This window comes from Streptomyces sp. NPDC056061 (assembly GCF_042266885.1).
Classification (GTDB): Bacteria; Actinomycetota; Actinomycetes; order Streptomycetales; family Streptomycetaceae; genus Streptomyces.
The window spans coordinates 1-13,662 of sequence record NZ_JBHJWQ010000064.1 but is presented as its reverse complement, the minus strand read 5'-3'; the positions used below and the strand labels follow the sequence as shown (position 1 = coordinate 13,662).

The window sequence follows — 13,662 nt, the reverse complement described above, 5'->3', positions numbered from 1 at the left end:
CACTCGCTGGAACAACTCCCACAACTCGTCCGGCACCAGCCGCTCAACAATCGAGACCACGACCGAAGCCTACCCAACCAAATGAGATGACTTCTTATAACAGTACTTGCAGTACCAGACTTCTGGGATGAGCTTGCGTCGGGTCATGGCTCGGGATCGTCTCCCTGGCTCTGCGACTGCCGGTGCTCTCCCGGCGGCGCGGCGGGTAGGGGAGGGGCCAGAGATGCGACCCTCTGGCGCATGAGGGGCCGCGAGCCGCATGTATTCGACCAAGGCTGCCGGGCTGATCTTCGTCTCGCGGGCGAGGTGTCGGAGCGCGTCGTCGCCCTCAGATCGCGGTCCCAGGGTGCCGAGTGCAAGATCACCGAGCCTGAGTTGCAGCTGGCGCTTCTCGCATACCAGCGCTCGGCCCCGCTGAACGTACTCCTTCCACGGGACAGTGTCTGTGTGAGGAGCGGGGGCACCTCCTCGATGGTGCAGGGGCGCATCTTTGCTTCTAGCATCTCTCCTGCGGCTTCTTGGCGGGAGTCGGGAGCGGCGCCGCTCACGCTCAGGCGTGGTCATGGACGCCGGAGTAGATTGGTTCGTAGACGGCACGCGTAGCCGCCGCGGGATACTAGTGCTGGTAGGAGCACGGGTGGACACCTGCTCGGCGGCACGTGTTCGTACCCGAGTGAGGAGGCTCCTCGTGGTGACCATCATACTTCCCACTGGCTACACGAAGGCCGAATGGCAGCCGATCGTTCGCAAGGGCCGGAAGCTGGTCAAACAGAAGTCCAGCATCCAGTTCGCGCTGGGTGATCTCGTGATCGAAGCACTTGAGGGCCACCCTCGCCGCCGGGGCGAGGTCGGTGAGGTCATCGAACTACTGGCACACCAGATCGGCATCAACGCAGGGACCCTGCGAACCCACTACGAGATTGCGAAGCAGTGGCCCCAGGACAAGCGCCGCGCGGACGTCTCCTACTCCGTTCACAGGGTGCTCGCCTACGTCCGAAGCCGCTACCTCCTGATCCGGAAGGACCCGTACGACCCGATCTCGAAGGAGAACCGCTGGACCGAAAACGAGGCGCAAAAGGTCGCAAACCATAACTTCGACACGCCGAGCAATAAGGAAGAACGGCTGGCCAGGACCCGTCGGCTCTTGCACAGTGACGAGGACGCGGCCGAAGTCGTCAAGGAGATGATCGCCCGGCCCGAGGTCCGCAGCCGTGTGGTGGCCGACCCGCGGTCGCGGAACATATTGCGGGAGGCTCAGCGCGAGCACTGGCGGCAGGTGGACGAGGAGCTCGAAACCGAAGCCGAGCTTGCGCCAGCCGAGGAGGTCGAGGAGTTCGTCGAGAAGGAGGAACCTCTTGTCAGTTATAAGGAGGCGCCTCTGGAGATTCTGCGACTGATCGGGGCGTTCGCATCGTTCTTTGTCTCCATGCAGCGGATCATCCCCGAGATCCACGCCCAGGACTACAACGAGGAGACGAAGGCTGCGGTATTCGACAACGTCCACAAGGCGAGGATGCTCCTCGACTGGTGTGAGAGCGCTGTCAGGACGGGCCGTACCGACATGGACAAGGCATTGGCGAGCCTCTTGGAGGATGAGGAGGGTGAGTAACCGTAGCCACGCAGCGCCGCCGGTCGGCGCACGACCTCGGAGAGGAAAATCGTTGACCGTGTGGCCGAGGCCGGTGACAGCGGCCTTTCGCGGGAGGAGGCGAAGGGGCGGCTCACGCTCGCTCAGTTCAAGCGAGGCAAGGCGTGGGGCCGCGACTACCTGCCTCCGAGCACGAAGAAGATTTTCCGCCAAAACGGTCGATACATCGTGACAAGAGCTGAGGACGAAGAAGGCGAGTAGCTATGACGACGACGCGCCGCCAAGCGGCGCATGACAGCGGAGAGGACATATGGAACCGGGTGGTCGAGGCCGGTGACGACGGCCTTCCCCGGGAGAAGGCAATGGGGCAGAACACGCCCGCCCAGTTCGAACGGGGTAAGGCGTGGATCCGGGACTTCCAGTGCGGGAACGAGAAGACCGGGTTCGTCCTGGTCCACAGCCGCTATGCGGCAACGAACAATGTCGACATGAACAAGCTGTACGCGACAATTCGGTTGCACAGCTTGTACAGGTCGGTTCGGCGTGTTTACAAGTGCGCCCTGGCGAATCTTCCGCCGGAGGCCCAGAGCGACCTGTCGATCAAGGTGTTGCTCAAGACGTGCGACGACATCTTCCGTGCCATGAAGTTCCTCGAAGAGACAGGATTCTCGGCGGACGCCGCAGCGAAAGCCGCACAGGTGAAGCCCAAGACGTCTACGGCATCAGCAAGGGGCCGCAAGACGTCGGGTGCCGATCGGCGGCGCTGAACCCGAAGGGCACGAGCCAGGCCCACAGCGAGGGTGGGCCTGGCTCGCTAACGTCGAGCGTCCCTGGCCGCGACGGCCTCCGCAAGTCAAGGTCTTGCACAGCTGGGCCAAGCATGCCGGTGAGCTGTACTGAGATTTGTGGAGTGTCTGATGCCAGAGTGAGTGGCAGCAGCGGGGCCACCCTGCCCCACGGCTGTCCGGAACAAGATCAACACACCCCGAACACCCTGCCGACCAAGATCGTCCAACGTAAGACCTGCAGCGCAACCCATTCTGAAACGATCAGTCACTACTGATCGTTTCGTAAGTTCGGTGGGTGTGTGGGTGGGAGGTTGTCGGGGTGACTTGTCAACCCTCCTCTTCGCTTGCCGGTTTCCCCCTTCCTCCTTTGTCGCGGCCTCAGTTGGCGGAGGCGCGTTGTGTTCGGGCGGTGGAGTTGTTCGAGGGCGGCGTCTCGAATGCGGAGATCGTGAGGGCGGTGGGGGTGTGTGCCGAGAGTGTGCGGCGTTGGCGGCGGGTGTGGGGGGAGGGCGGTGTTTCGGCCCTGCGGCGGCGTGCGGCTACCGGACGCCCGCCGGAATTGGACGAGGCCCAGGTCGAGACGGTCCGGGTCGCGTTGGAGCGAGGAGCCCAGGATCATGGCTTCGAGGCCGATCTGTGGACGCTGAAACGCGTCGGCGCGGTCATCACCCGGGTGACCGGGGTCGCGCTGTCGAGGGCCTCCGTGTGGCGGCTGCTGACCGGCCGGCTCGGGTGGAGCCTGCAGCGGCCCGAGCAGCGGGCGGTCGAGCGTGACGAGTCGGAGATCGCCCGTTGGATCGCGCATGAGTGGCCGCGCATCAAAATGGGGCCATGAACACACGTGCCTGGATCGTGTTCCTCGACGAATCAGGCGTCTCCCCGCTGCCCCAGATCCGTCGTACCTACTCGCCCAGAGGCCGCACACCTCTCCTGCGGCACCGGTTGAACTGGAAGCGCGCGTTGATGGCGGCGGCCCTGGGCTACCACTCCACGGACCGCGTCCGCGGTCCCCGTCTCTGTTTCCACCTCAAGCCCGGCAGTTACGGCACCGCCGGGCTCATCGAGGTCCTGGAGCAGATGCTGCCCTCGGGGTACACCTGCAGACCTATCTCCGCCACGTCGGCGGTTCATCGTCCCGTGTGCCCGATCTGTACACCCTCGTCCCCGGCTGGCTGTAGTGCCGCCCCGTCGGCGCGGCCGTGCCTCGCCCCGCCTCCGCAGTCCGACCCATCCGGGCTGTGCCCGGCTTCCGCCCCGACGCAGCCTCGTCGGCGGCTGCTCGTAGACATCGTGCCTGCGCCCGTCTGCTCAACCGGTCTCGCCGGCCCCGGGCTGCCGCGCTGTGCTCGCTCCTGTCTGTGTGCGAATGCCAGGCGATAGAGGTCCTCCCATTAACGAATTTGCTGACGCACACGAATGTGGAGCTCGGGGCCGTTTTTGCGCGGTGGGGGGCGGATGCTCGGTGACGGAGTGGGTTCGCGGGGCAAATGTGCGAGATGTGTGTCACATAGTCCCAGTTCAGCGGGGGTCTCGTGCAATTGCGCGAAGACTGTGGCAGTCGAAATCCCTGCGGAGTGTGAGCAGGCTTGACAGATTTTGATCGGTATTCAGGGGGGTGTCTGTGCTGCGCGTGCGCGGAGTATCTGAATTTGTCTTCGCGCGGTGCATGAGAGTTTGCGCAACGTAGCGGAACGAATAGCGACCGGACGCAATGGCGTTGTAGCGTTCCGTGACGCGAGCGGGGCCCCTGCGGCCTCCAAGCAACGAAGGGCCCCCTCGTGTGATGGATCAAGCACGCCCCTCGAATGAGAGCTGAGGACTTTCCATGCCCGACCGAATCAGTGCTGCGGGACGTTTCCGTCCCGCAACTGGCTACGACGCTAACATTCCTGCTCGCGGCGCAGGCGAAACCCACTACGTAAGTGCCTGGGATGTCACGTTCCAGGCCGCCCTGTTCGTCAGTCTCGTGATTCTGCCGCTGATGCTGATCACCGGGGCATGGGAGGCGCCGGCGAGCGCAGGGATCGTGTGGATCGCCGTTCGCGCGGTTCGCCGTTCCTCCTTCCGCTACCAGCGCCTTCGCCACTCCTGATCGACTTGGGTCCTGCCGGCCCGCAGTATCTCGGCGGGCCGGCAGGACCATGGCGTGTCAGGTGAACCGTTCGTGTCCAAAGCACCCAATTCCTCTTCGTTTCAGGGGAAGCAGGTGCTGCGGCGCGGAAGAAAAGGGGTGAGCATGCGGGAGTGGTCGAAGTGACACAGGAAGATGAGGAGTTCGGGCTGTGCCGGGTGGGTGCGGGGCGCTTCCCGCAGAATGACGGACGAGGGCGGCGCAAGGACTACTGCAGTCCCGCATGCCTTCGCCGTGCACAGCGCCAGCGCGACGGCCAGCGGCGTCGGCCGCCCCAGAACTCGCTGCCCGTGGGGCGTTCCATCGCCGAGGAACTGTACAGCCTCGCGTTCGACTTGCTGGAGACGGAGCTGTCTCCCTCCTACGTGTCGCGGATCCTGTCCGTGAACCGCACGCCCAGCTGGCCGGTGGTGCGGCAGATGGTGGAGGTGCTCGGGGGCGATCCGCTGGAACTGCGTGCGTTGTGGGAGATCGCGCAGGGTGTTCCGCCGGCACCACAGGACTTCATCGAGGCGGCTACCCGTCTCAATGGCTTGCTTCGAGGGCTGCATCTGGCGGCCGGCTGCCCGGGTGTGCTGGAGGTGTGCGAGCAGAGCCATGGAGACCTCGACCCGCAGACGGTGGAGGAGATTCTTGCGGGGACCGAGGTGCCCAGCTGGGAAAGGACAGGCCGTTTCGTCAGCGCGGTAGGCGGATACCCGGCCGATATCCGCCCGCAGTGGGAGGCGGTCTACAGTTCCCTTCTCGGTGCCTGCGATCCCGCGTCCAAAACGGCGGTGGAGGAAGATCCAGAGCGGGGGCAGGCACGGTGACCGCGGCACCTCGTTCGGCACGGCCGGGGCACGGCCCCACCGCAGCAGGAAGTCCGCTGCCACTGGCGTACAAGGCCTTCTGCCTGCGCAACGAGAACCGGTACGTCCAGTACGCCAGAGCCAGGTCCCTCGAACCGGGGCGCGCCAGGGCCGTGGTGGAAGCCGTTCTGCAGGTGCTGGTGGAGCGATGGCCGCGGATCATCAGCGGTGACCGGCCGGCCTGCGAGGCGTGGGGAGTGCTCGTCTCCCATGTCGGAGCAGCGGCCCGGGACCTCCAGGCAGCCGACCACGGTCATGCGCGGGACGCCGTGCACAAAACCCTGCCCTGCCGGCAGGCGGACATTGTCCTGCTGCGCTACCGGCTGTCGTTGAGCACCGCGGAGACCGCGGATCTGATGGGGCTGGGGGTTGCGGAAGTGACGGCGTCGCTCAGGAGAGGACTGTCGATCCTGCTCAATCCCGCATGACACATCCGGTGTGCGCCGGAGCCGCCCCAGCGCTCCGGCGCACACCAAGCGTGTGGCATATGCGCATGTCACATAACTTTTTGCCGTTGATCCCCGCTTCGTGTGAGCGGTGTCTCAGTCTTGCTGCAAAACCGGTGGACAGCGTGGGATGCTCGCTGATGACCGGGGCAACCAGCGGGGATACGTGGGTGAGTACGCAATGAGACTCGGGCCGAAACCGCTGGCCAGGACAGTCGACGTCACTGTGGCGAGCGTTGCCCGGATGTATGACTTCTTCCTGCGCGGGAAGGACAGCTATCCGGCTGACCGGGCCGCGTGCGAAGCCCTCGTCGACGTGATGCCCAACGCGGTGGCCTTAGCCGAAGCCCAGAGAACCTTCGCGCTCGCCGCAGTGAAGCACCTGGCCTTGCATCATGCGGTGCGCCAGTTCCTCGACTTCGGCTGCGGACTTCCCACACGGGTCAACACCCATCACGTCGCCCAGCAGGTTGACTGGTCCAGCCGTGTCGTCTACATCGACAAGGACCCCATGGTTGTCGCCCACGGCAGGGCCCTGCTGGATGAACACGGCCGCACCGCGGTCGTGCAGGGAGACCTGCTCGAAGGAGACGCCCTGTTCGCCCACCGCCAGATCACGCAGCTCATCAACCTCAAACAGCCCGTAGCACTCGTGGCGACAGCCGTGCTCCACTGCATTCCCGACGAAGACCAGCCCGGCGCCGCGATGCGCAGCGTGCTGGCCCGCCTTCCTGCCGGGAGTTTTCTCGTGCTCAGCCAGTGGGTCAGCGCGGATTCCTGGACACGTGAGCGTGTTACGGACATCATGCGCCGTACGACAGCCGGTGCCTGGGGCAAGGTCCGCAACCGGGACGAGGTCGACAGGTTCTTCGAGGGGCTGGCGATGGAGGAACCCGGCCTGGGCGATGTCTCGGCCTGGGCTCATGCGCAGCACTCACACAACCGGCCACGGGTGGTATTCGAGTACGGAGGGGTGGGCCGGATTCACGGAGCCGGGCCGGGGCTGGAAACGCAAGCGGAGGCCGCCGCGGCGGCCCCGGGCCCTACTGATAGCGCTTCAGGGCGGCGGCCAGAATCCGGCGGGTCTCCTCGGGGCTGTGCGCGGTCGTAGACAACGGGTCCAGCAGCGCCCGGAAGTGCTCCGTCTCCTTCCGCCGGTCCAGGTACTGGGCTCCCAGCGAGTTCTCCAGGTAGACGATGTCGGGCAGGTCGAGCGGGAAGCGGATCAACGTGACCGGTGTTCCCACCGTGATGAAGTCCCGGGGAACGATCTGCAGGGTGATCTGCGGGTGATTCATCAGGTTGATCAAGTGCTGGATCTGTCCCCGCATGACCGCCCGGGACCCGATCATGCGTTCCAGGACACCGCTGTCGATGAGAGCCCACAGCCTGGGGCCGTCCTTCCGCCTGAGAATCTTCTGCCGTTCGCCCCGCAGACGGACCCGCGCTTCGATGTCGACACGGTCCGCGAGGGGGAAGCCGGCCTCGGTCACGGCGAACGCGTACCGCTGCGTCTGCAACAGTCCCGGAACGAGTAGCACCTCGTAGGTCCAGATGACCTCAGCCCCTTCCTGAAGGCCGATCAGCTTGTCGAACCAGTCCGGGACGACGCTATAGCGCTCCCACCAGCCAGGCATGTTCGACAGCTCCACCAGTTCGGCCGCCGCGGCCTGTTCCATGGGGTGAGCACCGTACAGCTCGAGCAGGTCCAGGACGTCGCGTTCCTTGAGAGGCGACTTCCCGCACTCGAGCCGACTGATCTTCGATTCGTGACAACGGATACGAACAGCGGCCTGCGCGGGGGAAAACCCGGCCGCGTCTCGCAACTTCCGCAGCCGGGCACCAATCGCGATGCGCAGCACGGTGGAACTCGAACCGGGTTCGGAGAGCATCTGGTCCAGGGACGGGAATCCAGGGCTCAAGAATGCGGACATGAGGGCTCCTGCTGTGGGACTGAGGAGCTGAATTGTCCCATGCAGGAGCCCCGGCAACGCCAGGAAAGCGTTATGTCCGACTATCGCCAGCCGTCAGCCGGTGAATGAAGCGAACTCGCCGTCCTTGACGCCGGAAACGAACGCGGTGAACTCCTCATGCGTGTACACCAGCGCAGGACCTTGCGGATAGCGGGAGTTCCGCACGGCAACAGCGCCGTCCGGAAGCGCGGCCAACTCTACACAGTTGCCCTGATGGGCACTGTGCCGGCTCTTCACCCAGGTAACTCCATCGAGTGAATCTGCGGGAATCCCATTGCGGTAAACACTCACTGCCCCTGCACTCCTTCACCCTGCTGCTTCCCATGCGTGACGCCCAGTCGCCGTCACGCTCCGTTGAATTCCCGCTGCCTTCTCCTTTTCGACGTGCAATTCCCTACGCAATTGCACGAGCGGGATGCTGGGCCGGATACTAGCCACGCGGAACGGCAGCGGAACCATGCGATTGATCATTCATCAAGGGGTGCAAGTGGCGCGAACACCAGGCGTGATCACCGAACGTCACGAAACCGGTGATCCTGAACCGGCCGACCTGGCCGAAATGATCCCACTCGAAATCGGTAACCTCCGCCTCTCAAACCCCCCGGACTGGGGTCTTGCGCTGGGCGTGAGCACGGCGGGCCTCGCCGCAAGAGCCGTGGATGGCCAGGCAGCATCCGGCGCACGTGTGCGAGCGTTCACCCGGACAGCCATGGACCAATGGGAGGTGGCCACGGGCGTGGACACGGTCGTGGCCGTGGCATGGGAACTGGTCGCCAACGCCGTTCAGCACGCCGTGCACCACAACGGGCCCGACAGCACCGACCACACCGCGTGGCTCGCACTGGTGCACAGAGAAGAGGCAGTCGTATGCGCGGTCACCGACACCAGCCGCACCCCGCCACGGTTACGGCCGCACAAACCCATGACCAGCAACGGCAGGGGACTGCACCTGGTGAACCGACTCAGCTCGGACTGGGGCTGGTCATTCACCCCCAGCGGATCCAAGACCGTATGGGCACGCGTACCGACAACATGGTGAAACATTTCCGCAGGGGCACCTGGCGGCAACTGTGAATAGGCCCCGAAGAAACCTCCTCTCCCGACCCGCGACCGCGCCCGCAGGCTGCTGGCCAGCCCACCGCGCGAGTAACTTCTCCCGCTCAGTGAGCGCGCGTCCCACCTCGGCGTCGCAGCCGCTGCCTGCGGCAGCTCAGGATTCGCCTACACCATCTCGCGCCACGTCCAGGCTCGCTGATCTGTGTCACGGCGGGGCGTGTCCGGCCTCGGCGGCTGGGGCCGTCCCTACCGATACCCAACGCCGCACCCAGCTTCCCAGTAAGCCCGTCCCCTGCCGGCGTGGCCTTCCATCATCCGCACTGACCGTCTCACCTTCGCCTCCCTCGGCTGCGAACTGCTCGCACTGCACAACGTGAGGGAATCGGCCTGTTGTGATCTATCGAGGGATTTCGTCCAGGGCACATGATGCCCGTCAACGATCACGAAGACGACGGAGGTACGTGTGACCGCCACTACCGTTCCCTGGGGCCTGACCCGGATGCGGCACTACCCGGAGACTGTAGCCCTGCCCGGCTCGACCGTGACCGTCGACCCGGTCACCCAGACCGGCCGGTGGACCGGCCCGGACGGAGACCCTCTGCCCGCGACGGCGCGCCACAAACGGTCCGAAACCAACAAGGAGACCTCGACGAAGACGAGCCTGGACGGCACCCCGGACCAGGGCAGCGATCAAGAAGGGGACACCGATTGAGTAGCAGACCTGTGCTCGTCGTCACCCAGGCCGACGACGCGACGGCGGACATGGTCATCGAGGAACTGAACCGCCGGAGTGTCCCCGTCACACGACTTGACCCCGGAGATTTCCCCACCGGCCTCACCGTCACCGCCCGCCTCGGCCAAGACGGCCTCCAAGGGGCGGCACGGACCGCCACCCGTGTCGCCGACCTCGACAAAGTCCGGTCCGTGTACTGGCGGCGGCCCCGACCGTACACCGCACCAACCGGTCTGGATGAGCAGACCACACGGTGGTGCCGAGAAGAGGCACGTTACGGCCTCGGAGGGATTCTCGCCGCGCTGCCCGGCGCCCACTACGTCAACCACCCGTGGCGCAACCGGGACGCCGAGCACAAGCCCGCGCAACTCGCCACCGCGGCCACATGCGGGTTCAGCATCCCGCCCACCCTGCTGACCAACGACGTCGACGAAGCGAAAAATTTCACCCGCGAGCACGGCCCGTTGATCTACAAACCGCTACGGAACACCGATTACCACGACGCCGACGGCCGCGCCCTGACCGTGTGGGTCGAGGAAGTGGTCCCGGCCGATCTGACCGGCGCGGTCGGCCTGACCATGCACCTGTTCCAGAAGCGTGTGGCCTCCGTCGCGGACCTGCGGGTGACAGCCGTCGGTCACGAGGTGTTCGCCGTCAAGATCGACGGCTCGCCCGGCCTGGACTGGCGACGCCACTACGACAAACTGTCCTACACCCTCATCGACCCGCCGTCACATCTGGTCAAGAGCATCCGGAACTACCTCGACACCTTCGGGCTGGTCTTCGGGGCTTTCGACTTCGGCGTCGATGACGAGGGCCGGATCTGGCTGTACGAGTGCAACCCGAACGGCCAATTCGCCTGGTTTCCACCCCCGATAACCGACAGGATCGTCACGGCCGTCGCCGACCGACTTCATCACGCAGGAGAGCACCATGCCCGCTGACCCCGCCGCACTACGTCTCGCCCTCGCGGGCGAGATCGCGGCCGGCAACCCCGCACTCGATCCCGCCTGGCATGACGCCGTCGCCGCCGTCCCCCGGGAACTGTTCGTCGAGAACGCCCTCTTCCGCCACGCCGGGACCGAATGGACGCCTGTACGCCAGACGGAGACCAGCGACGACGAGTGGCTAAAAATGGTCTACACCGACCGCACGTGGGTCACCCAGATCGACGAGCAGGACGCGGCCGACGTCGAAGGACCAGTCGCTGGCAGCCCCACGTCCTCGGCCACCCTGCCCTCCCTCGTGGTACGCACTGCCCAGGTGGCAGATCTCCAACCGGGACAGCACATCCTTGAGGTAGGGACCGGCACCGGCTACTCCACCGCTATCCTGTGCCACCGGCTCGGGACCGACAACGTCGTCAGCATCGAGTACGACACGGGCCTGGCCGCCACCGCCGCAGCCCACCTGCGCGCCGCCGGGTACACACCCGCCCTCGCCGTGGGAGACGGCCTGCGCGGATGCAGAGAGCACGCCGACTACGACGCGATCATCGCCACCTGCTCCGTGCGGCACATCCCACCGCACTGGTTCTGGCAACTCAACGACGGCGGCTCCATCACCACCACGATCTGCGGCTGGATGCAGGCAGCCGGCCTGATCCGTCTCGTCCTCGACGACGAGGGAACCGCCCACGGGCGATTCACCGCCGACCACATCACGTACATGCTCGCCCGCCCCCACGAGCGACCCCCGTCCCCGCTGTTCCTCAGAATCGACGGTGACACCACTCCGGCCCGCTTGGACCCGGCACTGCTGGAGCGGTGGGAGGCACGGTTCGTCGCCCAGCTCGCGGCCCCGTCCGCCGAGCTGATGGATACCAGTTCCGGCATCATCCTCCGCGACGTCGCCACCGGGTCGCAGGCATGGACAGAACCCGAGGGCACCGGCTGGACCGTGCACCAGCACGGACCACTCCGGCTCTGGGACCGGGTCGAAAACGCACTCATCCAGTGGCAGAAGGCCCAAGCACCCGACCTCACCGGGTTCGGCATGACAGCAACACCCGAATCCCAGACCGTATGGATCGGCTCACCACAAGGCCCCACCTGGCAGCTCCCCGTCTGATGCTCCGGCCAGCTCATCAGAAGGCCAGCGACGACGTACCCGACTGGCGTTCTCACCACGATTCCGTTCCAGCACGGCACCAGCCTGGCCGATGCCCAACAGCGCGAAATCCCTGATCGATTCCCAACAGAGGCCGCCGGTGCATGCGATGCGACCGCCCGAATCTGCCGCTGCGCGCCGACCGCTGCCGAGGCTGTCACCCGTACCTCCTGCTCGATGTGACCGACCTGCCGCGCCACGGCGCGGGCCACCCAGCTGGTGATCGCCCTGCCGATCGGCGCGGCACCACTTCCCGGGCCCTTCTGTCGCCCGGCGTGGGCGGGGTGCGGCTCGGAGTCAGGCCGACACGAAGTGGCCGATCACATCCTGCGGCTGCTGCCCCCGCGGCAAGGCAGCAGCCGTATCAGGCGAACGAGAGCATGACGTCCGGGTCCCGGTCGCAGTGGTCGCACACGATGCCCTCAATCCCGGACGAGTAGTAGCGGGCGTGCCGGGCGCCGTAGGCGCCGCAGTTGTCGCACTCCGGGCCCCGCGGCACGGGCTGGTACTCCGCCTGCTAGTCGGTGGCAAGGTCGGGGTCCTCACGGACGCGGTGATCTGTCCGGGGGCGGGGTGCTCCTGAAGGAGTTTCGCGAACCCCTTCGTACTCGTCGCGTCAAGGAAAGACTCGCCCGGCTTGAAGTGACGGTTCCACGCCTCGACCAGACCGTCCTTCCCGGCCACGTACACGGTGACGGTCGAGTGCCGCTCTCCGGTCCGGTTGCGGGTGTCCCCGCTCGTGGCGGCCCTGTCCAAGACCAGGAACAGCGTTCCGGCCGGGATCGACACCTCTGCCGGCAGCAAGGCCCGCCAGACCATCAGGCGTCTGCTGCCCGACGTGCTCTGCAATTGCAGCATCCCCCTCTTTCTCACACGCGGCCGCTGACCAGCGTGCATGGCAGGAAGCCGCCAGGTGACGGATCGAGGCGCGACGCCGAGCTGCCTATGGTGACCGCACACCAACGGGAGGGGGAGCACCTGTGAGCAGGCTGTCCGACGCGACACCGAACTCCAGCGCAGGCTCGGATCTGGGGCAGGACAGGGCGCACAGCGCGCGGGTGTACGACTACTTCCTCGGTGGGAAGAGCAACTACGCCGTGGACCGCGAAGCGGCCGAGACCGTCAGGCGCTTGTTCCCCACGGCCGAGACCGCGGCCCGCGCCAACCGGGCCTTCGTGCACCGCTCTGTACGCTGCCTCGCCCAACTGGGGGTGCGCCAGTTCATCGACGTGGGCACCGGCATGCCGATGTCACCCAACCTGCACGAGGTGGCCCGGAGCGCCGCGCCGGAGTGCCGGGTGGTCTACGTGGACAACGACCCGATAGTGCTGGCCTACGCCGACTCCCTCCTGTGTGGCACGGGCGAGGACGCGATCTGCTGCGTCCAGGCCGACATCACCGATCCGGCTGCTGTCATCGACTCGCTCCAGCAGGGCGTCATCGACTTCGGGGAGCCGGTCGCGGTGAGCCTGCACGCCCTGCTGGAATACGTCACCGACGATCACGAGCCCCACCGCATCGTGCGTCAGCTCATGCGGGAGATGCCCTCGGGCTCGTACCTGAGTCTGTCGCACACCACCAGAGACTTCGCGCCGGACGCGATGAAGGCCGTCGTCGACGCCTACGCGCAGGCCGGGACCACCGCCCAGGTGCGCACCCGGGCGGAGGTGTTGCGGTTCTTCCACGGACTCGATCTCATCGATCCAGGGCTTGCTGTAGCGCACCGGTGGCGCCCCGAGCCTGCGAGCGGCCCGAGCCTGGCCACGGACAGGCAGGTCTCCCTGTATGCCGGGGTGGCGCGAAAGTCCTCACCTCAAGGAGCCCACCGGCGTATTCAGGCTGGCAGCCTGGTTCCGTTCCCGGGTCGAAGAGGGAACGGTGGTCACGGACTTACAACTCGGTCCGCGATTGAGGTCGGGGCGTGCTGGCCTGGCGGTTTGGCTGGTGGTTGATCAGCAGGTCGCCTGCCGGGCGAGAACCAGTTCGG

The 13,662-nt window shown here is 66.0% G+C and carries 15 protein-coding genes; 12 read left to right on the top strand and 3 right to left on the bottom strand.

Annotated elements, in window-relative coordinates; all coding sequences use genetic code 11:
* The first annotated feature begins 688 nt into the window (after positions 1-688).
* The 7 genes from ACFC79_RS37710 to ACFC79_RS37680 all read left to right on the top strand — a co-directional run bounded on the left by ACFC79_RS37710 (position 689) and on the right by ACFC79_RS37680 (position 6,915).
* A complete protein-coding gene (locus ACFC79_RS37710) occupies positions 689-1,609 on the top strand; it encodes a DUF6192 family protein (protein ID WP_376249725.1) in 921 nt (306 codons plus the stop codon).
* Positions 1,610-1,851: 242 nt separating this feature from the next.
* Positions 1,852-2,355, top strand: a complete 504-nt coding sequence (locus ACFC79_RS37705) for a hypothetical protein (protein ID WP_376249723.1) — start codon at positions 1,852-1,854, stop codon at positions 2,353-2,355.
* A gap of 316 nt (positions 2,356-2,671) precedes the next feature.
* Positions 2,672-3,211, top strand: coding sequence for a winged helix-turn-helix domain-containing protein (locus ACFC79_RS37700; protein WP_376249721.1), 540 nt, complete (start codon positions 2,672-2,674; stop codon positions 3,209-3,211).
* Between the two features lie 990 nt (positions 3,212-4,201).
* Positions 4,202-4,468 (top strand): hypothetical protein, encoded by a 267-nt coding sequence (locus ACFC79_RS37695; RefSeq protein ID WP_376249719.1) that lies wholly within the window; start codon positions 4,202-4,204, stop codon positions 4,466-4,468.
* Positions 4,469-4,620: 152 nt separating this feature from the next.
* Positions 4,621-5,319, top strand: coding sequence for a hypothetical protein (locus ACFC79_RS37690; RefSeq protein WP_376249718.1), 699 nt, complete (start codon positions 4,621-4,623; stop codon positions 5,317-5,319).
* On the top strand, positions 5,316-5,786 hold the full coding sequence (locus ACFC79_RS37685; protein WP_376249716.1) for a sigma factor-like helix-turn-helix DNA-binding protein: 471 nt from the start codon (positions 5,316-5,318) through the stop codon (positions 5,784-5,786). The genes ACFC79_RS37690 and ACFC79_RS37685 overlap by 4 nt, the downstream gene beginning before the upstream one ends.
* A 199-nt stretch (positions 5,787-5,985) precedes the next feature.
* On the top strand, positions 5,986-6,915 hold the full coding sequence (locus ACFC79_RS37680; protein WP_376249727.1) for an SAM-dependent methyltransferase: 930 nt from the start codon (positions 5,986-5,988) through the stop codon (positions 6,913-6,915).
* Here ACFC79_RS37680 and ACFC79_RS37675 read toward each other — a convergent pair.
* A complete protein-coding gene (locus tag ACFC79_RS37675) occupies positions 6,848-7,738 on the bottom strand; it encodes a helix-turn-helix domain-containing protein (RefSeq protein WP_376249714.1) in 891 nt (296 codons plus the stop codon). The genes ACFC79_RS37680 and ACFC79_RS37675 overlap by 68 nt on opposite strands.
* 93 nt (positions 7,739-7,831) lie before the next feature.
* A complete protein-coding gene (locus ACFC79_RS37670) occupies positions 7,832-8,068 on the bottom strand; it encodes a DUF397 domain-containing protein (RefSeq protein WP_376249712.1) in 237 nt (78 codons plus the stop codon).
* A gap of 166 nt (positions 8,069-8,234) precedes the next feature.
* Between ACFC79_RS37670 and ACFC79_RS37665 the strand changes: the two genes are divergently transcribed.
* From ACFC79_RS37665 to tgmC, 4 genes are all read left to right on the top strand, one after another.
* Entirely contained in the window at positions 8,235-8,816 is a 582-nt protein-coding gene (locus tag ACFC79_RS37665; protein WP_376249710.1) for an ATP-binding protein, read from the top strand.
* Positions 8,817-9,332: 516 nt separating this feature from the next.
* Positions 9,333-9,545 (top strand): putative ATP-grasp-modified RiPP, encoded by a 213-nt coding sequence (locus ACFC79_RS37660; protein ID WP_376249726.1) that lies wholly within the window; start codon positions 9,333-9,335, stop codon positions 9,543-9,545.
* Entirely contained in the window at positions 9,542-10,510 is a 969-nt protein-coding gene (gene tgmB / locus ACFC79_RS37655; RefSeq protein WP_376249708.1) for an ATP-grasp ribosomal peptide maturase, read from the top strand. Before ACFC79_RS37660 ends, tgmB begins: the two co-directional genes overlap by 4 nt.
* Positions 10,500-11,636, top strand: coding sequence for an ATP-grasp peptide maturase system methyltransferase (tgmC, locus tag ACFC79_RS37650; RefSeq protein WP_376249706.1), 1,137 nt, complete (start codon positions 10,500-10,502; stop codon positions 11,634-11,636). Before tgmB ends, tgmC begins: the two co-directional genes overlap by 11 nt.
* 403 nt (positions 11,637-12,039) lie before the next feature.
* On the opposite strand, the gene ACFC79_RS37645 is transcribed toward tgmC, so the two are convergent.
* Positions 12,040-12,174: a hypothetical protein gene (locus ACFC79_RS37645; RefSeq protein WP_376249704.1), complete on the bottom strand. Its 135-nt coding sequence runs from the start codon at positions 12,172-12,174 to the stop codon at positions 12,040-12,042.
* Between the two features lie 481 nt (positions 12,175-12,655).
* On the opposite strand from ACFC79_RS37645, the gene ACFC79_RS37640 reads away from it, so the two are divergent.
* Positions 12,656-13,627 (top strand): SAM-dependent methyltransferase, encoded by a 972-nt coding sequence (locus tag ACFC79_RS37640; RefSeq protein WP_376249702.1) that lies wholly within the window; start codon positions 12,656-12,658, stop codon positions 13,625-13,627.
* Positions 13,628-13,662 lie beyond the last annotated feature (35 nt).

What these genes read in the sequence shown, in the direction of transcription:
- ACFC79_RS37680 (WP_376249727.1), top strand. Translation starts at nt 5,986, where the DNA reads ATGAGACTCGGGCCGAAACCGCTGGCCAGGACAGTCGACGTCACTGTG.
- ACFC79_RS37675 (WP_376249714.1), bottom strand. Translation starts at nt 7,738, where the DNA reads ATGTCCGCATTCTTGAGCCCTGGATTCCCGTCCCTGGACCAGATGCTC.
- ACFC79_RS37705 (WP_376249723.1), top strand. Translation starts at nt 1,852, where the DNA reads ATGACGACGACGCGCCGCCAAGCGGCGCATGACAGCGGAGAGGACATA.
- ACFC79_RS37660 (WP_376249726.1), top strand. Translation starts at nt 9,333, where the DNA reads ATGCGGCACTACCCGGAGACTGTAGCCCTGCCCGGCTCGACCGTGACC.
- ACFC79_RS37665 (WP_376249710.1), top strand. Translation starts at nt 8,235, where the DNA reads ATGCGATTGATCATTCATCAAGGGGTGCAAGTGGCGCGAACACCAGGC.
- ACFC79_RS37695 (WP_376249719.1), top strand. Translation starts at nt 4,202, where the DNA reads ATGCCCGACCGAATCAGTGCTGCGGGACGTTTCCGTCCCGCAACTGGC.
- tgmC (WP_376249706.1), top strand. Translation starts at nt 10,500, where the DNA reads ATGCCCGCTGACCCCGCCGCACTACGTCTCGCCCTCGCGGGCGAGATC.